This window comes from Bradyrhizobium sp. LTSP885 (genome assembly GCF_000938305.1).
In the GTDB taxonomy this organism is placed as follows: domain Bacteria; phylum Pseudomonadota; class Alphaproteobacteria; order Rhizobiales; family Xanthobacteraceae; genus Bradyrhizobium.
In genome coordinates this window covers 56,154-78,630 of record NZ_JYMT01000018.1, presented here as the reverse complement: position 1 = coordinate 78,630, position 22,477 = coordinate 56,154, and the positions used below count along the sequence as shown (strand labels likewise).

24 protein-coding genes are annotated in these 22,477 nt (G+C 63.9%); 14 read left to right on the top strand and 10 right to left on the bottom strand.

Annotation, left to right across the window (positions count from 1 at the left end):
* Positions 1-8: 8 nt before the first annotated feature.
* Positions 9-899, bottom strand: coding sequence for a LysR family transcriptional regulator (locus UP09_RS11630; RefSeq protein ID WP_044538481.1), 891 nt, complete (start codon positions 897-899; stop codon positions 9-11).
* Positions 900-1,005: 106 nt separating this feature from the next.
* Here UP09_RS11630 and UP09_RS11625 point away from each other — a divergent pair, with 106 nt between their 5' ends.
* Both UP09_RS11625 and UP09_RS11620 read left to right on the top strand, forming a co-directional pair.
* Complete coding sequence (locus UP09_RS11625) at positions 1,006-1,974, top strand: quinone oxidoreductase family protein (protein ID WP_044538315.1); 969 nt, start codon at positions 1,006-1,008, stop codon at positions 1,972-1,974.
* 9 nt (positions 1,975-1,983) lie between these two features.
* Positions 1,984-2,241 carry a DUF1427 family protein gene (locus UP09_RS11620; RefSeq protein ID WP_044538314.1) on the top strand — a complete coding sequence of 86 codons (258 nt, stop codon included), beginning with the start codon at positions 1,984-1,986 and terminating at the stop codon, positions 2,239-2,241.
* Between the two features lie 27 nt (positions 2,242-2,268).
* Here the strand turns inward: UP09_RS11620 and UP09_RS11615 are convergent, their stop codons facing one another.
* Together UP09_RS11615 and UP09_RS37540 are read right to left on the bottom strand one after the other, a co-directional pair.
* The gene (locus UP09_RS11615; protein ID WP_044587332.1) at positions 2,269-2,484 is read right to left on the bottom strand and encodes a hypothetical protein; all 216 of its coding nucleotides are present in this window, start codon (positions 2,482-2,484) and stop codon (positions 2,269-2,271) included.
* 17 nt (positions 2,485-2,501) lie between these two features.
* Positions 2,502-2,678, bottom strand: a complete 177-nt coding sequence (locus tag UP09_RS37540; protein WP_156164560.1) for a hypothetical protein — start codon at positions 2,676-2,678, stop codon at positions 2,502-2,504.
* A 173-nt stretch (positions 2,679-2,851) separates the two neighbouring features.
* On the opposite strand from UP09_RS37540, the gene UP09_RS11610 reads away from it, so the two are divergent.
* The 9 genes from UP09_RS11610 to UP09_RS11570 all read left to right on the top strand — a co-directional run bounded on the left by UP09_RS11610 (position 2,852) and on the right by UP09_RS11570 (position 12,390).
* On the top strand, positions 2,852-3,244 hold the full coding sequence (locus UP09_RS11610; RefSeq protein ID WP_044538312.1) for a GFA family protein: 393 nt from the start codon (positions 2,852-2,854) through the stop codon (positions 3,242-3,244).
* Positions 3,245-3,481: 237 nt separating this feature from the next.
* Positions 3,482-4,243 carry an enoyl-CoA hydratase-related protein gene (locus UP09_RS11605; RefSeq protein ID WP_044538311.1) on the top strand — a complete coding sequence of 254 codons (762 nt, stop codon included), beginning with the start codon at positions 3,482-3,484 and terminating at the stop codon, positions 4,241-4,243.
* A gap of 61 nt (positions 4,244-4,304) precedes the next feature.
* Positions 4,305-5,978: a bifunctional metallophosphatase/5'-nucleotidase gene (locus UP09_RS11600; protein WP_044538310.1), complete on the top strand. Its 1,674-nt coding sequence runs from the start codon at positions 4,305-4,307 to the stop codon at positions 5,976-5,978.
* 105 nt (positions 5,979-6,083) lie between these two features.
* On the top strand, positions 6,084-7,010 hold the full coding sequence (locus UP09_RS11595; protein ID WP_044538309.1) for a histone deacetylase family protein: 927 nt from the start codon (positions 6,084-6,086) through the stop codon (positions 7,008-7,010).
* A 127-nt stretch (positions 7,011-7,137) separates the two neighbouring features.
* A complete protein-coding gene (locus UP09_RS11590; RefSeq protein ID WP_044538308.1) occupies positions 7,138-7,389 on the top strand; it encodes an exodeoxyribonuclease VII small subunit in 252 nt (83 codons plus the stop codon).
* A 486-nt stretch (positions 7,390-7,875) separates the two neighbouring features.
* Entirely contained in the window at positions 7,876-9,801 is a 1,926-nt protein-coding gene (dxs, locus tag UP09_RS11585) for a 1-deoxy-D-xylulose-5-phosphate synthase (protein ID WP_044538307.1), read from the top strand.
* Between the two features lie 36 nt (positions 9,802-9,837).
* Positions 9,838-10,407 carry a nucleoside 2-deoxyribosyltransferase gene (locus UP09_RS11580; RefSeq protein ID WP_044538306.1) on the top strand — a complete coding sequence of 190 codons (570 nt, stop codon included), beginning with the start codon at positions 9,838-9,840 and terminating at the stop codon, positions 10,405-10,407.
* Positions 10,404-11,159 carry a TlyA family RNA methyltransferase gene (locus UP09_RS11575; RefSeq protein ID WP_044538305.1) on the top strand — a complete coding sequence of 252 codons (756 nt, stop codon included), beginning with the start codon at positions 10,404-10,406 and terminating at the stop codon, positions 11,157-11,159. Before UP09_RS11580 ends, UP09_RS11575 begins: the two co-directional genes overlap by 4 nt.
* Positions 11,152-12,390 carry a class I SAM-dependent RNA methyltransferase gene (locus UP09_RS11570; protein ID WP_044538304.1) on the top strand — a complete coding sequence of 413 codons (1,239 nt, stop codon included), beginning with the start codon at positions 11,152-11,154 and terminating at the stop codon, positions 12,388-12,390. Before UP09_RS11575 ends, UP09_RS11570 begins: the two co-directional genes overlap by 8 nt.
* A gap of 137 nt (positions 12,391-12,527) precedes the next feature.
* Here UP09_RS11570 and UP09_RS11565 read toward each other — a convergent pair whose 3' ends face one another.
* Positions 12,528-13,379, bottom strand: coding sequence for a DUF1194 domain-containing protein (locus UP09_RS11565; protein ID WP_044538303.1), 852 nt, complete (start codon positions 13,377-13,379; stop codon positions 12,528-12,530).
* Positions 13,380-13,697: 318 nt separating this feature from the next.
* Between UP09_RS11565 and clpS the strand changes: the two genes are divergently transcribed.
* Positions 13,698-14,003 carry an ATP-dependent Clp protease adapter ClpS gene (gene clpS / locus UP09_RS11560; RefSeq protein ID WP_044538302.1) on the top strand — a complete coding sequence of 102 codons (306 nt, stop codon included), beginning with the start codon at positions 13,698-13,700 and terminating at the stop codon, positions 14,001-14,003.
* 7 nt (positions 14,004-14,010) lie between these two features.
* Here clpS and UP09_RS11555 read toward each other — a convergent pair whose 3' ends face one another.
* The 5 genes from UP09_RS11555 to fabI form a co-directional block, all read right to left on the bottom strand.
* A complete protein-coding gene (locus UP09_RS11555; protein WP_044538301.1) occupies positions 14,011-14,898 on the bottom strand; it encodes a DMT family transporter in 888 nt (295 codons plus the stop codon).
* 297 nt (positions 14,899-15,195) lie between these two features.
* Positions 15,196-16,389 carry an adenylate/guanylate cyclase domain-containing protein gene (locus tag UP09_RS11550; RefSeq protein WP_044538480.1) on the bottom strand — a complete coding sequence of 398 codons (1,194 nt, stop codon included), beginning with the start codon at positions 16,387-16,389 and terminating at the stop codon, positions 15,196-15,198.
* A gap of 63 nt (positions 16,390-16,452) precedes the next feature.
* A complete protein-coding gene (gene aroC / locus UP09_RS11545; RefSeq protein WP_044538300.1) occupies positions 16,453-17,541 on the bottom strand; it encodes a chorismate synthase in 1,089 nt (362 codons plus the stop codon).
* A gap of 170 nt (positions 17,542-17,711) precedes the next feature.
* Entirely contained in the window at positions 17,712-18,311 is a 600-nt protein-coding gene (locus UP09_RS11540) for a histidine phosphatase family protein (protein WP_044538299.1), read from the bottom strand.
* A gap of 12 nt (positions 18,312-18,323) precedes the next feature.
* Positions 18,324-19,142: an enoyl-ACP reductase FabI gene (gene fabI / locus UP09_RS11535; RefSeq protein WP_044538298.1), complete on the bottom strand. Its 819-nt coding sequence runs from the start codon at positions 19,140-19,142 to the stop codon at positions 18,324-18,326.
* Between the two features lie 206 nt (positions 19,143-19,348).
* Here fabI and UP09_RS11530 point away from each other — a divergent pair, with 206 nt between their 5' ends.
* Entirely contained in the window at positions 19,349-19,837 is a 489-nt protein-coding gene (locus UP09_RS11530) for a sigma-70 family RNA polymerase sigma factor (protein WP_044538297.1), read from the top strand.
* An 88-nt stretch (positions 19,838-19,925) separates the two neighbouring features.
* Positions 19,926-20,690 carry an anti-sigma factor family protein gene (locus tag UP09_RS11525; RefSeq protein WP_044538295.1) on the top strand — a complete coding sequence of 255 codons (765 nt, stop codon included), beginning with the start codon at positions 19,926-19,928 and terminating at the stop codon, positions 20,688-20,690.
* 14 nt (positions 20,691-20,704) lie between these two features.
* On the opposite strand, the gene UP09_RS11520 is transcribed toward UP09_RS11525, so the two are convergent.
* Positions 20,705-22,162: a DUF8370 family protein gene (locus tag UP09_RS11520; protein ID WP_044538294.1), complete on the bottom strand. Its 1,458-nt coding sequence runs from the start codon at positions 22,160-22,162 to the stop codon at positions 20,705-20,707.
* Positions 22,163-22,477: the final 315 nt, after the last annotated feature.

The window sequence follows — 22,477 nt, the reverse complement described above, 5'->3', positions numbered from 1 at the left end:
GCGTCTAGCTATCTCAGACGCGACGCGGCCATGAAATCCACAAACAGCCGCACGCGCGGTGGCACCGGGTGGCCAGGTTGAAACGTCGCGAACAATTCGATCTCGTCGCTGGCGTAATCGGCGAGGCACGCAACGAGACGGCCTGCTTCGAGATCATCGGCGACATCCCATAACGCCTCGAACGAAAGGCCCCGGCCGTCAAGCGCCCAGCCATGAAGCACGTCGCCGCTGCTGCTCGAGAGATGGCCACCGGCGACGATCTCCTCCACGCCGCTGTCGGTGCGAAACCGCCAGCGGTCATGCAGGTAATGTCGGCGGGCAAGGCGCAGGCACTCATGCCGTGCCAGATCCGCTGGCCGCTCGGGCATGCCGCGATCGGCGAGATACGAAGGCGCGGCGCAAAGGACGCGCGGGGTTGCTGCGATCTTGCGGGTCATGACGGCGGGATTGTCGGGCCGGTCAACGCGCAGCGCGACGTCGATGCCGTCCTGCCCGACCTCAAGGCCGGCGTCAGAGAGAACCAGATGGGCTTCCAGTCCCGGATGCCGGGCGGCGAATTCCGCCAGCAACGGCGCGATCCGCCTGCGGCCAAGCTCCATCGGTGCACCGACCTTCAGCAGTCCGCGGGCGGTCGCGCCGCGGGCGGAGACCTCGGCTTCGACGTCGTGCATGGTCGCAAGAAGCTTCCTGCAATGCTCGTAGAACAGCGCGCCCTCTTCGGTCAGGCGAAACCGTCGCGCGTTGCGCTCGGCGAGCCGCACGCCGAGGCGATCCTCCAGCGCTGAAAGCCGGCGGCTGACGGCCGGCGGTGAGGAGCGCAGCGCCGTGGCGCCCGCGGAGATTCCACCGGCTTCGACGATCGCACAGAACAGCTCGATATCTCCAATGCTATCCGCCAAGGCAGGCTCCATGCTTCCACTCAGCGGAAACATAGCATGCTTTCTCGGCCCTTTCCGATCTGCAGGCGGTTCTCCATTTTCTCTCGTAGAAAATAAGGAGCCAACAATGCGTGCCATCCAATTCGAAGCCTTTGGCGATCCCTCGGTTCTGAAACTGACCGAAGTCGCTAGGCCCGCCGCCGGCCGTGACATGGCGCTGGTCCGCGTGATGGCGGCCTCCATCAACCCGAGCGACGTCAAGAACGTGGCGGGAGCCATGAGCCAGACCACACTGCCGCGCATCCCCGGACGGGATTATGCCGGCGTGGTCGAAGCCGGGCCTTCGGAATGGCTCGGCGCTGCCGTCTGGGGCACCGGCGGCGATGTCGGGTTCACCCGCGACGGCACCCACGCCGAATTTCTCGCCGTGCCGGTTGCGAGCCTCAGACGCAAGCCGGACAATCTCAGCTTCGAGCAGGCCGCGTCAGTCGGTGTCAATTATGTTGCCGCCTGGTGCGGCATCGAGGCCGCCGGCCTGACGGCCGGCGAAACCATGGTGCTGATCGGCGCCGGCGGCGGCGTCGGTGGTGCCGCAGCCCAGATCGCAAAGCGCCGTGGCGCCCGCGTGATCGGTATCGACAGGCATGCGCCGCATCCGGACGCGCCGATCCATGACATTGCGGAGAAGCTGATCATCGGTTCAAACGACCTGCCGGCGGACATTCGCAGAGCCACTGGCGGTAAGGGGGCCGATGTCGTGTTCGATCTCGTCGGCGGCGTCATGTTCCTCAATGCCGTCAACAGTCTGGCACTCAGGGGGCGGCTCGTCGAGATCTCCGCGACCGGTCAGCGCGAGGTGAGCTTCGACCTCGCTGACTTCTACCACAACGAAAGCCGGCTGTTCGGCGTGGATACATTGAAGAGAGACCTTGCAGCGTCAGCTGACGTGCTCGACGCGCTCACCCCGGGGTTCGTCGCCGGCGACTATCGCGCGGCACCGATCGCGGAAACCTGCGGGCTCACTCAGGCCGAGGAGGCCTACCGCAAGGTCGCGGCGGGCGTCGCAGGTCGCATCGTGCTTCAACCGCAGACATAGGAGGTGACCATGATCGGCTATCTGGTTTCCCTGCTGATGGGTGCTGCGGCAGGTATCGCTTACGGCCTCGTCCAGGTTCGCTCGCCGGCCCCGCCATTGATCGCGCTGGTCGGCTTGTTGGGCATGGTCGTCGGAGAACAGGCGATCAATATGGCCCGACATCATTTCGCGGCTGCCCCTGCCTCGATCGAGCAGGCGAATGACGATCTTTCTATTCCGCCTGGTCCCGCTTCCAATCGGATACCTGATATGACAGCGCCACACTGAGCACGGACTTTCGCGAATCCGCTTCGATCACGACAGGAAGAAGGTGCCAATCAGCAGACCCGCCGCAAACGCCCACAGCCCCAAGGTGCAGGCTGAAACAACGCGGGCGAAGTTGCGCAAATCCACGTCTTGCGAAGTCACGCCTTGCGAAGTCTCGTGGGATCGATCCGTCAACTGCAGGCCCCCTGCGATGGCCGCCTTGGCATCCTTCCCGAACGCAGTAGTCTTCTCATAGGTGCCCAAATGAAGGCAACAGGCGATCACGCCGGGTCACGGATTTGCACGAGCACGGAACCGGTCTGCAAGATGCCTGGAAGGGCCAGGAAGGGCGAGAGCCGGCGTCCCACGAACATTTCGGCGACATACGCGCTCTTGTCGAGATCGCCATATTCGATGCCGTGTTCTGCCGAGAGACCGCCCTCGCCCGCGGCACTCAACGATTGCCCGATATGACCTGACCTTCGACGCATGTGGCTTCAGCCGAATTGAAGCGGAGCTTCTGCGTCACCGCGACACGCAGCGTGACGCAGGCGGCGGTTTTGACAGATCATGTTGGCCGCGATAGCGAACAGGTCTTGCACGCGAGGATCTTGCACGCGAGGATCTTGCGATGTTGACCGGGAGTTGCCTGTGCGGGGCCGTCGCCTATGAAGTCGACGCGGAGCCCGCAGCGTTCGTTCATTGCCATTGCCAAACGTGCCGGAAGACGCACGGGTCAGCTTTTTCGAGCGTGATGCCGGTGCCGCGCGCGTCGTTTCGCTGGGTCCGCGGCGAAGAGCTGCTGGGCGCGTTCGAATCCTCGCCCGGCAAGCAGCGGCGCTTCTGCACGAGGTGCGGCTCGCACATCATGGCCGAGCGGGTCGCGCAGCCGAACGTCCTGTTGCGCATGGGATGTCTCGACACCCCGGTCGCGGGTCCGGCTCGCGCGCACATCTGGCGGTCCGATGCTGCGGCCTGGTATGATCCGAAGCACGAGACGGCTGAAGTTCCGGAAGGCTTGTAGCGCCTCCCCGATCGGCGAAGTCCGGACCTGCCCACACCCGGATAGGGTTTCTCGTTAACTGCATTGCATCGCCGCCATGCTCGCCCGAGGGGAAAAGATGCACGGGAACACCCTCCGGAGCCCTTCAGACCCCCTTGGGGCTTGCACCGGATCATGTAAGGTTCGTGTAAGGATTGTCGCGACGAGCTGGACTGCCCGGCAGCGATGACGCCACCCGCTGATGCAAGGGACCGCGTGATGACTGCGCATGTGATCGTGACCGATGAGGGCGCCGCGCGCCTGATCAAGATGCGCCGGCCCGAGAAGAAGAACGCGATCACCCAGGACATGTATCGCGCAATGAGCGCTGCGATCGACACCGCGCAGAACAATCCGAAGATCCGCTGCCTGATCGTCACCGGCGGCTCCGGCGTGTTCACCGCGGGCAACGATATCGAGGACCTCCTGAGCGAGGGCACCTCGACCGGCGAGGCGCCGGGCGCCTCCGATCTGGTCAAGTTCCTGTATTCGCTGGCCCACAACGCCAAGCCGATCATCGCGGCCGTCGATGGCGTCGCAATGGGAATCGGCACGACGCTGCTGTTCCATTGCGATTATGTGCTCGCAAGCAAAACCGCGCAGTTCTCGACCCCGTTCACCACTTTCGGCCTGGTGCCGGAGGGCGCCTCCAGCCTGCTGATGCCGCGCAGCATGGGCCACCAGCGCGCCTTCGCCATGCTGGTGATGGGACGCACCATGACCGCCGACGACGCCCGCGTCGCCGGTTTCGTCAACTCGGTGGTGGCGCCGGGACATGCCGAGGTCGAGGCGCACAAGGTGGCGCGGGAGATCTGCGCGCTGCCGGCGGAAGCGGTCGCGATCTCGCGGCGGTTGATCCGGCTGCCGCCCGAGGACGTCACCCGCCGGATCGATCAGGAGAACCATTTGTTCATGGAGCGCATGCGCTCCGCCGAAGCGATCGCCGCCTTCAGGAGGTTCGTGGCGCGCACGAAGGATTGAACAGCCGCGTCGCAAAAATGTAGTGGCGCCGCGTCATGATCGTGTGCTCCATGGACAGGTCATGAGACGCTTCCATCTCTCACCTCTCGCCGCCGCGATCTGCTCGCTTGTCGTCATCGCGGCCAGCCCCTGCGCGGCGCAGACCGCGGCGCCGGTGGACTTGCGCATTCTCGCGATCAACGATTTCCACGGCTATCTGCGGCCGCCGCCGGGCGGCATCCGCATCACCGATCCCGCCGACGCGACCAAAAAGATCATGGTAGCAGCCGGCGGCGCCGAGCGGATGGCGACCGCTGTCAAGAAGCTGCGCGAAGGGCACAACAACAACATCTTCGTCGCGGCCGGCGACCTGATCGGCGCCAGCCCCTTCCTGTCGGCGATGTTCCATGACGAGCCGACCATCGAGTCGCTGTCGATGATGGGGCTTGCGATCTCTTCGGTCGGCAATCACGAGTTCGACGAGGGCAAGGACGAATTGCTGCGGATGCAAAACGGCGGCTGCCATCCGGTCGACAATTGCCAGGGACCGCATCCCTTCACCGGGGCAAAGTTCCGCTACCTCGCCGCCAGCACGATCGACAAGGCCACCGGCAAGACGGTGTTTCCGCCTTACGAGATCAAGACGTTCGACGGCATTCCGGTCGCCTTCATCGGGCTGACGCTGAAGAACACGCCGAACCTGGTCTCGCCGGCCGGCGTCGCGACCCTCGAGTTTCGTGACGAGGCCGAGACGGTGAATGCGCTGGTCCCCGAATTGAAGGCGCGCGGCGTCGAGGCGATCGTGGTGCTGATCCACGAGGGCGGCTTTCCTAGCGGCGACTATAATGAATGCCCTGGGATCTCCGGGCCGATCGTCGACATCGTCAAGAAGTTCGACAAGGCGGTCGACGTCGTGATCTCCGGTCACACGCACCAGGCCTATGTCTGCGAGATCGACGGGCGGCTCGTCACCTCGGGCGACAAATACGGCACGCTGGTCACCGCGATCGACCTTCAGCTCGATCCGAAGACCCACGACGTCATCAGCGCCAAGGCCGACAACACCATCGTGCGGATCGGCAGCTATGGCCGCGATCCCGAGCAGAGTGCGCTCTTGGAATCCTACGACCGGCTCGCCGCGCCGATCGCCAACCGCCCGGCGGGCGCGGTGACCGAAACGCTGTCGCGGACACCGAACGATTCAGGCGAAAGCCCGCTCGGCGACATCGTCGCCGACGCGCAGCTCGCGGCGACGAGCTCCGAGCCGAATGGCGGCGCGGTGATCGCCTTCACCAATCCCGGCGGCGTGCGCACCGACATCGTCAAGCGCGACGAGGGCGCGGTGACCTACGCCGACATCTTCGCAAGCCAGCCGTTCCGCAATCAGCTCGTGACGATGACGCTGACCGGCCAGCAGCTCAAGGACGTGCTCGAGCAACAATGGGCCGACCCGAAGCGGCCGCGTCCGCTGCAGGTCTCCAAAGGCTTCGCCTATGCGTGGGATGCGGCCAAGCCGGATGGCGCGCGCATCATCACTGAGCGGATGTCGCTCGACGGCCGGCCGATCGACCCCAAGGCGAGCTATCGCGTCACCGTCAACAATTATCTCGCCGAAGGCGGCGACGGCTTCACGGTGTTCAAGGACGGCGCCGCGCAGCAGTTCGGCGCCTACGATGTCGACGCGCTGTATGCTTTTTTCAAGGCCAACAGCCCAGTCGGCCCGATGGCAGCCGGCCGCATCGCGCGGATCAATTGAACCAGGACAGAGGCTCTTCGGATCGAATGCAGGCCTTTCCGGGGAGCCGGTAAGCGCCTAGATTAGGCCTTCGTCATACGCGCAGCAGTTGCGCCGGGAATTTGCATGACACTGCTTCTGACGCATTCCGCCTGTCTCAACCACCTCACCCCGCCCGGACATCCCGAACGCCCCGACCGGCTGCGCGCCGTCGACGAGGTGCTTGGCGAGGACCGCTTCAAGGCGCTGGTGCGTGATTTGGCGCCGGAAGGCGACCTTGATTCGGTGATGCTCTGCCATGGCGAGCATTATGTCGGCGAGCTCCGCCACATCGCGCCGACCTCGGGCATGATCTATGTCGACGGCGACACCTCGATGTCACCGGGCACCTGGGAAGCGGTGATGCGCGGCGTCGGCGGCGCCGTCGCGGCGACTGACGCGGTGATGGCAGGCCACCATCGCAACGCCTTCGTCGCGGTGCGCCCGCCCGGGCACCACGCCGAGAAATCGACGCCGATGGGATTCTGCTTCTTCGACAATGCCGCGATCGCCGCGCGCCACGCGCAGCGCAAGTACGGCATCACGCGCGCCGCGGTGATCGATTTCGACGTCCATCACGGCAACGGCACGCAGGACATCTTCTGGGCCGATCCGACCGTGATGTACTGCTCGACCCACCAGATGCCGCTGTTTCCGGGCACCGGCGCCACGAGCGAGCGCGGCGAGCATGACACCATCGTCAACGCACCGCTGGCGCCGGAAGACGGCAGCGCCAAGTTCCGCGCAGCCTTCGAGAACCTGATCCTGCCGCAGCTCGAAAAATTCTCCCCCGAGCTTCTCGTCATCTCGGCGGGCTTCGACGCCCATCACCGCGATCCCCTGGCCTCGATCAACCTCAGGGGCGAGGATTTCGGCTGGGTGACGCGCAAGCTGATGGATGTCGCCGACAAGAGCGCCGAAGGCCGCGTCGTCTCGGTGCTGGAAGGCGGCTACGACCTGCAGGGCCTGAAAGAGTCGGTGGCTTCCCACGTCACCGCATTGATGGGCGCCTAAATAATCGCCACAATACGCCCGCATAAATTCGATTGATTCTGCGCCAATGCAAGCATGATCCCGAAAAGTGGGAACCGGTTTTCGGACCAGATCATGCTCATGCCAACTGCGCAGCCAGGAACTCATTATGGCCGAAAATACTCAAGCTGACGTCAAGAAGCTCACCTTCGAACGCGCGATCGAGGAATTGGAATCGATCGTCAAGCGGCTCGAGGACGGCAAGGTCCCGCTCGAGGAGTCGGTCACGATCTATGAGCGCGGCGAGGCGCTGAAGCGGCGCTGCGAGGAATTGCTGCGGCAGGCCGAGGCCCGCGTCGACAAGATCACGATCGACGCCGCGGGCCAGGTGACCGGCACCGAACCGCTCGACGTCCAATAACGCCCGACGATCCCAGGCAGCGCTTGGATGCGCCGCTTGGCGCGGATCGAATCGGCCGGCCCGGACCGGCCGGCTGCCGCCGAAATAGGCGAGATGGAACCCGCGAGACGACCCAACCATTGAAAAGTCTAGACTTTTTGACGTCTGGTATGGGAACCCAGCGCGGCTAGCGGGTTGGCTTTGACCGCTGCTTTGGTGTAATGCTTCCAGTTCTATGGGCATTTGAGGGTGGCGGGCGGCCAGATTATTCCGGCGGCAAGGCTTCGAATGGTTCGAATAACTGAACCGGGACGGGTGAAGAGCGACCAACGTGAGGCATATCACGTGGTCCAATCCGGAGTGCATCTAGGCTTATAGACCAGGCACCGGCCTGCCGGGGCGGTACCGAGTGTCTGGCTTTTCGCTGCGCGGTGAGCGCGCAACCCATCTCGCGTCGGGCCCAGGGCTTCAACTTGGGTCCCGACAAGGCAAAATTGGAATATCGCTGTGACCACATTTAGTAAGACGCCGCTTCTTGATACCATTCACACCCCGGAAGACCTGCGCCGGCTCAAGGTCGAGCAGGTGCGGCAGGTTGCCGACGAACTGCGCCAGGAAACCATCGACGCCGTCTCGGTGACCGGCGGCCATTTCGGCGCCGGCCTCGGCGTGGTCGAGCTGACCACCGCCATTCACTACATCTTCGACACTCCGCGCGACCGTCTGATCTGGGACGTCGGCCACCAGGCCTATCCGCACAAGATCCTGACCGGACGCCGCGACCGCATGCGCACGCTGCGCACCGGCGGCGGCCTCTCCGGCTTCACCAAGCGCACCGAGAGCGACTACGACCCGTTTGGCGCCGCGCACTCCTCGACCTCGATCTCGGCCGGCCTCGGCATGGCCGTCGCCCGCGACCTCTCCGGCGGCAAGAACAATGTCATCGCCGTGATCGGCGACGGCGCGATGTCGGCAGGCATGGCCTACGAGGCCATGAACAACGCCGGCGCGATGAACTCGCGCCTGATCGTGATCCTCAACGACAACGACATGTCGATCGCGCCGCCGGTCGGCGCGATGAGCGCCTATCTGTCGCGGCTCTACTCCGGCAAGACCTATCGCACGCTGCGCGAGGCGGCCAAGCAGATCAACAAGCGCCTGCCGAAGATCATTGCCAACCGCGCCAACCGCGTCGAGGAATATTCCCGCGGCTTCATGATGGACGGCGGCACGCTGTTCGAGGAACTGGGCTTCTATTATGTCGGCCCGATCGACGGCCACAATCTCGACCATCTGCTGCCCGTTCTCAAGAACGTCCGCGACATGGAGACCGGCCCGATCCTGGTCCACGTTGTGACGCAGAAGGGCAAGGGCTACGGCCCGGCCGAGGCCTCCGCCGACAAGTACCATGCCGTCGTCAAGTTCGACGTCGCCACCGGCACCCAGGCCAAATCCAAGCCGAATGCGCCGGCCTACCAGAACGTGTTCGGCCAGAGTCTCGTCAAGGAAGCCGAGAAGGACGACAAGATCGTCGCCATCACTGCGGCGATGCCGTCCGGCACCGGCGTCGATATCTTCAACAAGGCGTTCCCGAACCGTACCTTCGACGTCGGCATCGCCGAGCAGCATGCGGTGACGTTCGCCGCCGGTCTCGCCACCGAGGGCTACAAGCCGTTCTGCGCGATCTATTCGACCTTCCTGCAGCGCGGCTATGACCAGGTGGTGCATGACGTCGCAATCCAGAGCCTGCCGGTCCGCTTCGCGATCGACCGCGCCGGCCTGGTCGGCGCCGACGGCGCGACCCATGCCGGCTCGTTCGACAATGCCTATCTCGGCTGCCTGCCGAACTTCGTGATCATGGCGGCCTCCGACGAGGCGGAAATGGTCCACATGGTGGCAACGCAGGTCGCGATCAACGACCGCCCGAGCGCGCTGCGCTATCCGCGCGGCGAAGGCCGCGGCGTCGAGATGCCGGAAGTCGGCGTGCCGCTTCCGATCGGCAAGGGCCGCATCGTCCGCGAGGGCAAGAAGGTCGCGCTGCTGTCCCTGGGCACCCGCCTGGCCGAATGCGAGAAGGCGGCCGACGAACTCGCCGCCCACGGCCTCTCCGCAACCATCGCCGACGCGCGCTTCATGAAGCCGCTCGATGAAGAGATGATCCTGAAGCTCGCGCGCGAGCACGAGATCCTGCTCACCATCGAGGAAGGCTCGATCGGCGGCTTCGGCTCCCACGTCATGCAGCTGCTGTCCGACAACGGCATGCTGGACGGCGGCCTGCGGATGCGCTCGCTGATCCTGCCCGACGTGTTCCTCGACCACGACACGCCGGCGGCGATGTACGGCCGCGCCGGTCTCGACGCCAAGGGCATCGTTGCCAAGGTGTTCGAAACCCTCGGCAAGGATTACAAGACCGAGACCGTCAAGCTCGCGTAGTCCGTCCGGGCGGCGCTTCGGGCGCCGGCAAGTCCCATGATCATCTATCTGGCAGGTCCTGACGTGTTCCTGCCGGATGCCGTAGAGATCGGCCGCCGCAAGGCCGAGATTTGCGCGAGCCACGGATTGACCGGGCTCTATCCGCTCGACAACGCGGTGAACCTCGCAGCTGCCGGGGCGTCCCTCACCATCTTCAAGAGCAACGAGGCAATGATGGAGTCCGCCGACGCCATCATCGCCAATTTGACGCCGTTTCGCGGCCCCAGTGCCGACGCAGGCACAGTCTACGAACTCGGCTACATGGCGGGATGCGGCAAGCTGTGCCTCGCCTATTCGAACGATCCCGCATCCTACGTCAATCGGGTGGCGCGGCTGCAGCGGGTGGTAGCGGCGCCGGACGGCCGCCTGATCGATGCCGACGGGCTGACAGTGGAAGAGTTTGGACTGCCTGATAATCTGATGATGATACATGCGCTTGAATTGCACGGCGCTCCGCTGCTGACGCCGAGAGAGGCGCCTGCGGATCTCTGGCACGATCTCGAATCCTTCGAGGCCTGCGTCCGCCTGGCGGCTGAGCGCGCGCAGAACCGGTCAGGCTTCAATTGACCGGCAAGGACAAAAGCGATGGGCCGGACGGCAAGCGCATCGACGTATTGCTGGTCGAACGTGGCCTGTTCGAGAGCCGGGCGCGGGCACGCGCGGCGATCGACGCCGGCCTCGTGATCGCCGACGGCAAGCCGGTCGCCAAGGCCTCCGAAATCATCGCGGTGAAGGCACAGCTTTCGGCGCAGCCCGCACACCCTTACGTCTCCCGCGGTGGCGTCAAGCTCGCCGGCGCGCTCGAGCACTATCCGATCGAGATCGAGGATCACGTCTGCCTCGACGTCGGCGCATCGACCGGCGGCTTCACCGAAGTGCTGCTCGCCAACGGTGCCGGCCTGGTGTTTTCAGTCGATGTCGGCCACGGTCAGCTGCATCCCTCGCTGCAAGGACATGCGAAGATCGTCTCCATGGAAGAGACCGACATCAGGAGCTATGAAGGCAAGCGCCTGCCGGCGCGGCCCGATGTCATCGTGATCGACGTCAGCTTCATTTCGCTGAAGGCGGTGCTGCCGGTGGCGCTGTCGCTGGCAGCGGCACCGATGCATCTGCTCGCGCTGATCAAGCCGCAGTTCGAAGCGGCACGAAAGCACTCCAAACGCGGCATCATCCGCAACGCGATGGTGCATCAGGAGATCTGCGACGACATCGCAGCCTTCGCGGCTTCGCTCGGTTGCACCGAGATCCAGGTGTTCCCGTCCTCGATCTCCGGCGGCGACGGCAATATCGAGTTCTTCATCGGCGCGCGCCGTGGCTGAAACAATCACCATCGATCATGTCGGTCACCGCGGCGACGGCGTGGCGCTCGCGAACGGGCGCAGCCTCTATGTGCCCTATGCGCTCGGCGGCGAGACCGTCGAGTGCGAGGCGGCCGACAACGATCCCGAACGGCGGCGGCTGGTCCATGTGATCAAGGCGAGTGCGGAGCGGATCACCCCGTTCTGCGAATATTTCGGACAGTGCGGCGGCTGCGCCATCCAGCACTGGCAGGCCGATGCCTATCGCGCCTGGAAGCGCCGGATCGTGGTCGACACGTTGGCGCAATCCGGCATCGCCTGCGAGGTCGCAGAGCTCGTCGACGCCCATGGCGCCGGCCGCAGGCGCATCACCCTTCATGCCCGCCGCGGCACCGACGGCGAGCTGCGCATCGGCTTCGCCGCTTCAGGCAGCCACGCGATCGTTGCGATCGAAGATTGCCCGATCCTCGATCCGGGATTGCACGGCGCCCTCGACGCCGCCCGCGCGGTGGCCGAGGCGCTGAAGCCGGCCGACAAGCCGCTCGATATCCAGATCACGGCGACCAGCAGCGGCCTCGACATTGACGTCCGCGGCTCCGGCCCGGTGCCGACCGCAATGATCACGGCGCTCTCGCGCATTGCCGAAACCCACCGGCTGGCGCGGCTGACGCGCCATGGCGAGCTGGTGCTGATGCGCAACGCCCCCGTCGTCACGATGGGCACCGCGCAGGTTGCGCTGCCGCCCGGCTCGTTCCTGCAGGCGACGGCGGCGGGCGAGGCGACGCTGGCCGCGCTGGTGCAGGATCGCTGCAAGCGCGCAAAACACATCGCCGACCTGTTCTGTGGCGTCGGACCGTTCGCGTTGCGGCTCGCCGCGCGCACGCGCGTGACCGCTTTCGACAACGATGCCGGCGCGGTGATGGCGCTGCAGAAGGCTGCGACCGCGACCAAGGGCCTGAAGCCGCTCAAGGCCGAGGCCCGCGACCTGTTCCGCCGCCCGCTGATGCCGCAGGAACTGCGCGACTACGACACGGTCGTGTTCGATCCGCCGCGGCAAGGCGCCCAGGCGGTGGTGACCCAGCTCGCCGCCAGCAAGGTGCCGACCGTCGTCGCGGTGTCCTGCAACGTCGCAACGTTCGCGCGCGATGCGAAAATCCTGATCGATGGCGGCTATCGGATCGAGGAGGTCACCCCGGTCGACCAATTCCGCCACACGGCGCATGTCGAACTGGTGGCACGGTTTTCGCGCTGAGTAGGCGAGATGGATGAGAACCCAACAAGCCGATCGCTGAAATCGTAAGATTGGTGGAGCGAAGAGATACCCATCATTTGGGTCGAGGCCAGGATTGATGGGTATCGCTACGCTCCACCCATCCTACGGCAGCGACGCTACCTGCCCCACCTGTCCTGCCAAATCTTCTCGCCGATCAGGCAGTTGACCCGCGGCTCCTTCTCGGCGACGGGCACATGGCGCGGCTCCGGGGTGCGGCCGGCGACTTCGAGCAGCAGTTTGGTGCGGATCGCCTCCTTGAATTTTTCCCGATCCTTGATCGTCACCACGAAGGAGCCGGGGCCGCCGATCACGCAGTCCTCATAGTACCAGTCGAGATTCTCGATATCCATCGTGGAGTAGGACGGCTCCTTCACCATGATCGGGAGGCCGTTGATGACGATGCCTTTGTCCAGCGCCGCTTCGCGCGCCGGCGTGATCGGCATCCCGTTGTTGTTGGGCCCGTCGCCGGAAATATCGATCACGCGCCGCAAGCCGCGATACGGATTCTCGTCGAACAGCGGCATCGCGAAATAGATCGCGCCCGAGATCGAGGTGCGCGAGGCGCGGCGGACCGGCGTCTTCAGGATCTCGGCCGAGACGGCGTCCGCGGATTCGGGGCCGTCGATCACCCGCCAGGGGATGATGACTTTCTGGTCGTTGGAGGCGGCCCATTCGAAATAGGTGATCGCGATCTTGCCGTTCGGGCCGGCCTTCAGCGCCTGCAGAAACTCCTTGGAGACGATTGCCTGCGCATAGCCTTCGCGCTGGATCGCAAGCTCGTCCATGTCCATCGAATAGGAGACGTCGACCGCGATGATCAACTCGACATCGACGCTCGGGGTGGATTCCTTTTCAGCCAGCCGATGGCCGGGCTGTATTGCCGGCGCGGGCGCGGCAACACCGGCCACATCGCCGCCGGCAAGCATGCCCGCGACAAGCACGGCTCCGATCGAGACATACCAGCGCATCGCGGCCCTCCCGTCGTATGAGTGTCATCGTGACACGCAAATCAGGCGGCGAAAAGCGCTGATATCATCTGCTCTTCACATTCAGTTCAGAGCGTTTTCGAGCGAAGCGGCTACCGGTTCGCGTAAAGAAAACGCGTCAAAATAAGAATCCGGAGCGTGTTTCGATCCCATCGGAATGCGCTCCGGACGCTGCTCGCCATGATTTGGGCGATAATCGCGCCGTGCCGTCGCCGCAATGAGCGTGTGCAAATCGACCGGTTCCAACGAAGGGCGAAAGCCGGTATTGTTACGGGATAACCGCGAAGGAGGTGCCGGGCGATGCCCGATACCGTCATCAAGCCGAAAAACAGGACGAAGACCAAGGTCGAGCGGCCGCGCCTGCACAAGGTGATCCTGGTCAACGACGACTTCACGCCACGTGAATTCGTCGTCACCGTGCTCAAGGCCGAATTCCGCATGACCGACGACCAAGCCTACAAGGTGATGCTGGTTGCGCACCAGCGCGGCGTCTGCGTCGTTGCCGTCTTCGCCAGGGACATCGCCGAGACCAAGGCGACGCGCGCGACCGACGCCGGCCGCGCCAAGGGATATCCGCTGCTCTTCACCACCGAGCCTGAGGAATAGCCCGCAGTCACCATTCCGCCGGCTGTACGGGTTGCGTCCGTCGCTCCGCCGCAATGTCGGCGACGACGGCTCCCATTACCAGCGCGCCTCCGACCAGCGCGCGGACCGACGGCACCTCAGCAAACGCCAGCCACACCCAGAACGGCATCAGCGGAGTCTCGAGGGTGGCGATGAGGGACGCCTGTCCTGACGGTAACAGCCTCGAGCCCAGCGTGAACAGCGTGAGGCCCAATCCGACCTGGCAGATCCCGAACAGCGCGAGCACGCCGAGGTTCGCCGCCGTGACCGATCCGAGCCCTTGCGCGAAGGGAATGCTGACCAGGCTGCCCAGAAAATTCGACAGTGCCGCAGCCGCAACCATCGAGGTCTCCCGGTGCCGGCGAATGGCGACCGTCATGACTGAGATCGCCAGCATCATCACGCAGGCGAGGCCGATGCCCCTGTAATCCGCAGTGCCGCCAGCACCGCTGACGGTGACGACCACGCCCGCGAACGCCACACCGCTGGCCAGCAGCGTCCGCGGCCGCACCGTCTCCCGCAGCCATATCCAGGCGATCGCCGCGGCGGCAAACGGCTGGACTGCGACGATAACAGCGACATTGGCGACGCTGGTCAGTTGCAACGACGGAATGAACGTCACCATGCCGACGGTCGAAAGGCCGGCCACCAGCCACCCGCTTGGGCGCATCGCGATGAGGTCGCGAACGCCGCGGCGGCCTTGCATGACGACCAGGACCAGCGCGATCACGCCACCGCCGAACAGCCCGCGCCAGAACAGAATGGTCCAGGAGTCGAAGGGGAGCAGTCGGGTGAAGAACGGCGCGGTACTCCATGCCACCGCCGCCGCAACGATGAGCGCGATGCCGGTGCGGTGCTGGGAGGTAACTTCCGGCATTTCGCCTCTAGGACTCGTTGAGATGTGGTCGAACGGCGACGGGACACTGCTCCCTATCCCCATTCTTACGGCAGCCTGCCTCCGCAGGGACACACTGCCAAAACATCGAAAACAACCCCATGCAAAGTAGCCGGCTGCTGCCGGCGCTCGACAAGACGACTTGACACGTCGGGCAACTCAGCGGCATTATTCCATTATTCCGAAATCACGCAAGTGCCCTCGCCCCGGACTGCCCTGCCGCAAGCGGGGCGAGGTGAAGTGAGGGCTCTTGCTCGATTCGATGTAGTGACATCTGCGCTAGCCCGGGGCGGCGCGCGACGCCTCGTCGGCCAGGCCATAGACCCGCTCGGCCTTCGCGAACCCGGCGATCGGAAATTCGCCAAGATCGCTCCAGCCGCCACTGCAGATCCCGGCGAAGCCCTCGGAGGCGACCACGGTGCGGCCGAGACGGCCGGCGATCTTCTCCAGCCGCGCCGCGAGATTGACCGCCGGACCGATGCAGGTGAAATCGAGCCGGTCGCCGCCGCCGATATTGCCATAAAGCACGCGCCCGACATGCAGCGCGATGCCGAAACGGAAGCGCTCGACCGCCTCACGATGGGAAAACTGCAGCGCCTCGACGCTGGCGCGGGACTCGCGCGCCGCTTCCAGCACCCGCGAGCAGACCTGCGCCTCGTCGCTAACATATTCGTCAACCGGAAACACCGCGAGCAGCCCGTCGCCCATGAATTTGAGCACCTCGCCGCCATGTTCGCGGATCGCGGCGACCTGGCAATCGAAGTAGAGGTTGAGAATCTCCACGATCGTCTCGGCCGGCAAGCGGTCCGACAGTGCGGTGAAGCCGCGCAGGTCAGACAGCCAGATCGCGGCATTCATCGTGTCGGCATGGCCACGCCTGATCTGGCCGCCGAGAATCCGCTCGCCGGCACGATTGCCGACATAGGTATCGAGCAGCAACGAGGCGGTCCGGCGTAGGGTGACAATCTCGATATAACGCGCCAGCGGAACCGCGATCGACCGGAGCGCGCGCAACTGTTCTTCGGTAAAGCCGCCCGGCTGCTTGGTGGTCCAGCTCGAGGCGTTGACGAAGCCGTCGGTATTGATCAGCGGCAGGGCGATGTAGTCGGTGACGCCTTCCGCGCGCAGGTCCTCGATGATCGGAAAGCGCGCGCTCGCGGGATCGTCGAGCCGCGCCCTCACTTCAAGTCCCTGCTTGAAGACGGTCGAAAGCGGGCTGGCGATGAATTCCGGGGCGTTCTGGATGTCGTGATCGACGGTGCCGAGTTCGACTTCGGCACCAGGCTTCCAGAGGAAATTGCGGCCGTAAATCTCGGGGTGCAGGGTTCGAACGAAGACGCCGACGCGCCACAGCGGCAGGCCGGCCCGAACCAGGCGTTCGCAGCATTCCGCCATCATCTGCGGCGGTGTGGGCGCCGAGCGTGCGCCGCCGATCATCCACTCGTTGATGTCCCGCAACTCCGACGCGTTCATGGCAGCACCCCAGACCAGCACCCGATACCAGCACCCGATCTGGCAACCACCACTATATAAGGGTCAGCGCCCGGTCTGCCCGCGATCGCGCAGAAAATGATCGGCCAGCACGCAGGCCATCATGGCCTCGCCCACCGGCACGGCGCGGATGCCGACGCAGGGGTCGTGACGGCCCTTGGTCAGGATGTCGGTGTCGGCGCCCTTGCGGTCCACGGTCCGACGCGGGGTCAGGATCGAGGACGTCGGCTTTACCGCGAAGCGCACCACCACCGGCTGCCCGGTCGAGATGCCGCCGAGGACGCCGCCGGCATTGTTGGACAGAAACCGCGTCCCCTCATTGCCGGTCCGCATCTCGTCGGCGTTCTGCTCGCCGGACAATTCGGCGGCACCGAAGCCAGCACCGATCTCGACGCCCTTCACCGCATTGATGCTCATCATCGCCGCGGCAAGGTCGCTGTCGAGCTTGGCATAGATCGGCGCGCCAAGTCCGGCCGGCACGCCCTCGGCTGTGACCTCGATGACAGCGCCGATCGAGGAGCCGCTCTTCCTGATACCGTCGAGATAACTTTCGAAGAACGCCGCCTTGTCCTTGTCCGGGCAATTGAACGGATTGCGGGCGATCTCGTCCCAGTCCCATTTCTCGCGGTCGATCTTGTGCGGGCCGATCTGAACCAGCGCGCCGCGTACCTTGACCTCGGGCATAACCTTGCGGGCGATCGCACCGGCAGCGACGCGGGTCGCGGTTTCGCGGGCCGAGGAACGACCGCCGCCGCGATAGTCGCGCAGGCCGTATTTCGCCTCATAGGTGAAGTCGGCGTGCCCGGGGCGGAACTTGTCCTTGATCTCGGAATAGTCCTTGGAGCGCTGGTCGGTGTTCTCGATCAACAGCGCGATCGGCGTGCCGGTCGTCACCTGCACCCCGGTCTCCGGATGCGCCATCACGCCGGACAGGATCTTCACCGCGTCCAGCTCCTGGCGCTGGGTGGTGAAGCGCGACTGGCCGGGGCGCCGGCGATCGAGATCGCGCTGGATCTCCTCTACGTTAAGCGGGATCAGCGGCGGACAACCATCGACCACGCAGCCGATCGCAACCCCGTGGCTTTCGCCGAAGGTCGTGACGCGGAACATGTGGCCGAAGGTGTTGAAGGACATTTGCTCGCTGGCTGTAAGTCAATGCTGACTTGTCGTAACGCGCGGAGGCACTGCGGTCAAACAACTACGCCGTCATTCCGGGGCGATGCAAAGCATCGAACCCGGAATCTCGAGATTCCGGGTTCGCCCTTCGGGCGCCCCGGAATGACGGCGGCTGGGAACAGGCGCCCTTAACTATATTTCCGCAGGTCCCCGTCGTCGAACACGTAGACCGCGCCCTGCTCGATGCTCAGGTCCGCCGCACTCGCCGGGGTCTCGAAGCCGAGCGCCACCATCAGCGCCCGCGCCGTGCCGCCATGGGCGACAGCGACCGTGGCGGAGGTGACCGAGCGGTACCAATCGGTCATCCGCGCCTGGACGTCGACGTAGCTCTCGCCACCGGGCGGCGACATCGTCCATTTCTCGACCTGGCGCCGCGCATAGAGCGCGGGATCGGCGGCTTGCGCCTCCTTCAGCGTCGAGCCCTCCCACGCGCCGTAGCCGATCTCGCGCAGCCGACTATCGAGCGCGTAATCGCCCGGCGGCAAGCCGAGTTCGGTGCGCGCCAACTCCATGGTCGCCCGCGCCCGGATCAGCGGGCTTGCGACGAACGACAGCGCGGCGGTGTCATGACCGTCGCAGGCGAGCAGATCGGCGAGGATGCGCCCGGCATGGGCCGCCTGACGGCGGCCAAGATCGTTCAGCGCGATGTCCTGCACGCCTTGCAGCCTGCCTTCGGCATTCCACGACGTCTCACCGTGGCGGATGTAATAGATCGTGGGCACCGGCATGGCTCTGGCAGGCTAGTCCTTCGCCAGCGTGACATCAGGCGCGTCGAGCCGCTTCATGCCGACGACGTGGTAGCCGGAATCGACGTGATGCACCTCGCCGGTGACGCCGCGCGACAGGTCAGAGAGGAAATACATTCCGCTGTCGCCGACCTCCTCGATGGTCACGTTGCGGCGCATCGGCGCGTGCAGCTCGGTCCATTTCAGCAAATAGCGGGAATCGGCGATGCCCGCAAAGGCCAGCGTCTTGATCGGCCCGGCGGAGATCGCGTTGACGCGGATGTTCTTCTCGCCGAGATCGGCGGCGAGATAGCGCACGCTGGCCTCCAGCGCGGCCTTCGCCACGCCCATCACGTTGTAATGCGGCATCCACTTCTCGGCGCCGTAATAGGTCAGCGTGAGGATCGAGCCGCCGTCGGTCATCAGCTTCTCGGCGCGCTGCGCGACCGCGGTCAGCGAGTAGCAGGAGATCAGCATGCTCTTGGTGAAATTCGCCTCTGAGGTCTCGATATAGCGGCCGTCGAGTTCGTCCTTGTCGGAGAAGGCGATCGCGTGCACGACGAAGTCGATCTTGCCCCATTGCGCCTTCGCGGCCTCGAACGCCGCATCGATGGTCGCGGCGTCGGTGACGTCGCAATGGCCGAGCAGGACCGCGTCGATCTCCTTGGCCAGCGGCTCGACCCGCTTCTTCAGCGCGTCGCCCTGCCAGGTCAGCGCGACCTCGGCACCGGCGGTGTGGCATGCCTTGGCGATGCCCCAGGCGATCGAGCGGTTGTTGGCGACGCCGAGGATCACGCCGCGCTTGCCCTGCATCAGCCCTGACATCTGCGACATGAGGTTTCCCGGGTGTCCAATCACGCTGCGAATTTTCCGGTCTGGGAGGTACACCAGCACTCTGACCGGGTACAGTCCAAATTGGCGTCGGCTAACTCTCGGTGCGCAAATCCGCACAACCGGAATAGTCACGCAATTTGGGTGTTATGTTGGGCAAGGCGCGGGCCGAAACCATCCGCGCCGAGACCATCTGAAGACTGGTATGCATGACCGCGTTTCGTCAAAGTGTCGAAGCCATGATCCCGGCGCTCCGCCGCTATGCGCGCGCGCTCACGCGTGATGCCGACATCGCCGACGATCTGGTGCAGGATACGCTGGTGCGCGCGCTGCGCTCGGAGCGGCTGTTTCTCGGCGGCGACGTCAGGAGCTGGCTCTATACGATCCTGACCAATCTGAACAAGAACCGCCGGCGCTCGTTGGCGCGGCGGCCGACCTTGATGCCGTTGCTCGACAACAATGCCGATGCCAGCGGCACCGAGGCGGAGGGGCGCGATATCGCACGCGCGCTGTCGACGCTGGTGGAGGAGCAGCGCTCCGTGCTGCTGCTGGTGATGCTGGAGGGACTGAGCTACCGCGAGGTCGCCGACATCCAGGGCGTGCCGATCGGCACGGTGATGTCCCGCCTCGCCCGCGCCCGCGCCCATGTCAGGGCGTCGCTGGACGGCGAGCGCCCAGCGCTCAGGCGGGTGAAATGACGATGACACGGAGCGTAGTGGCGAGCGTTATGCATATCAGAGCAAGATCTGGACGATATCTGAACAGGATTTGGCAGAGACGACTGAAATGACCGATCCCAACATCCCCGTCACCGAAGACGAGCTTCATGCCTATGTCGACAACGAGCTGCCGGCCGAACGCCGCGGCGACGTCGAGGCGTGGCTCGCGGCGCATCCCGACGACGCGGCCCGGGTGCAGTCGTGGCGCGCGATGGCCGAGGCGCTGCATGCGCGCTACGATCAGGTGCTGGACGAGACGGTGCCGAAGCGGCTCGAGATCGAGCGGCTGGTGCGCCAGCCGCGGCGCTGGGTCTATGGCGCGATCGCGGCAACGCTGGTCGCTTTCATCGCCGGCGGCGGCGCCGGCTGGATTGCCCGCGGCGCGGCCGCCATGCCGTCGACCTTCCAGAGTTTCACGGTCGATGCGCTCGATGCGCATCGCCTCTATGTGGTCGAGGTCCGTCATCCCGTCGAAGTGCCCGGCAGCGAGCGTGACCATTTGCAACAGTGGCTGACCAAGCGCTGCGGCTGGGACGTCCGCGCGCCGGAGCTGGCCGGGCTGAAGCTGGTCGGCGGTCGACTGCTGCCCGGACCGAGCGGGCCGGCATCGTTCCTGATGTATGAGAGCACGTCCGGCGAGCGCTTCACGGTCTACACCGCAAAGGCGGAGACCGAGGCGACGCAGATGCGCTATTCCGTCCACGGCAGCGACGGCGCGCTGTTCTGGGCCGACCGCGGCGTCGCCTATGTGGTCTCAGGCGGCAGCGACCGCACCCGCCTGACCCAGGTCGCGCAGGGGGTCTACGACCAGATGGAAAAGAGCGGCGGATGATGCGGCGCCGACTGCTACAGCTTGCTTGCCGATGCCCGGGGGGTGCCATCGATCAGATGCAATCCCCGATCACGCTGAAAGTTCTTGCTTTTTCTAGCAATTCCCCGAAGGCGGTCCCATTTGGTTCCCATCCTTCCCACATTGATAACGACGTAGTGGCCTATCGTCGCCTTTTCCGCCGCCATGTAGGCCTTCAATTGCTTCTCGTATCCCTCAACGACCTTTCCGTTGGTCGAAAGCTTGATTTCCACTACCACTCGGTCGCTGCCCCTTGAGAACTTGAAATCCACCGGCCCGGCCCCTGCATCCGCTTCGGGCGAGATATCAAGATCATTCGCAGCGCAGTAGGAGAACGCTATCGCGTAAAATAGCAACTGCGCAAACCGTTCGTGCCGTGGCGCACCGTCAACATAAAAGGACTGCGACAGCCTGCAGTTTTCAACGAGATGCCGGAACTGTTCGATAATTTGTAAGCAAACTTCGTCTATCTGAGCAATCCGTGACTTCGTAGCGTCTGGCTTGATTTCAAGCTTGTAAACTCCAGAAAACTTCTCGGCCAACGACCTCCATTGCAACAGTCCTTGAGGGTCTTTGAGGGTATCGTACGGCTCCTTCTCAATAATCTTGAGGAGGTCGAGCAAGGTCTGGAAAGCGGCACTACTCTCCATCGCTCGATTCCGGATGAAATCCTTTTCCTTCTTTGTCCTGATTTTGAAAATTTCGGAAATGTGTTGATTTACACGATCCCGGAGCTGCTCATTATGTAATGCCACGTCGGACAATTTAAGAGCGTCGTCCACGATCGGAAGATGCTTGAGAATGTCGCGCGGGAGCAGAATAATTGGCGCTGGAATATTGGAGTATGGGTTTGACGCCAACTCAGCGACGAGGGATTTGAGATTGAATGATTGTCGAGGAATCTTCTTGCCAAATTCCTCTTCTATCTCTGAATATATTCGGTTGTTGAATTGGATGATGCAAGGGAGCGTAATGTTCGCGACCATATCGCTTATGCGGTCAGGTCCAATGCCATCCTCGAAGAGAGACATTGACGAGAACATCTCTGGATCTTTGACTCCCAGATCCACAACTTGTTTAGCCCACACTAGAGCGCGAGCAGATAGTTTCTTGCCGAAGCCATTCCCCTTTGTTGAATTCTTGCTGTAGCCCAAACACGTGCCGCTGAGCCCTTTAGCTTCGCTAAACTGAAATTGTTTCAGGGCACCTTTCCAAGCTTTGTCCCCAACGTTTTCGCTAAGACGAAGGAGCCCATGAATTTTGCCAAAATGCTCCTCGTACGTTTCAAATCCACAACCCGAGAACTCAGCGTGTTTGCTCTCAGGCAAGAGAAATGGGTCGATAAATAGCGGCGCATCGATATCTAGGTTGGCGTTAAAAATGCCTTCTTTGTCAAACCATTCCTCGCTGACTCCAAAGTGGTCGGCAATCGAAACACCTATACGGTGACTCACATAGAAGCTCCCGCAAATTGCAATTTCTTACCGTATCACCCGAGAAGAGAGCAGCAAGTATACGATCGTCGTGCTGAACGACCGACGCTTAACAAGTCTCATTGCGATGCAACAACGAGGTAGTCCACATTGAGCTGTGGCGACTACCGGCCTCATCTCGAAGAGAGGTGCTGTCGGCTCATCTCCGTAATTATACGGGAATCTGCCGCTCCGGACGCACCCAATTGCAGTGAGTGAATCCAGCCTCACTCAGCGTCCCAATTCCGACATTGAAAATTTCGAATCGCGACATTGGCGCGTCTCAATATCGCACCG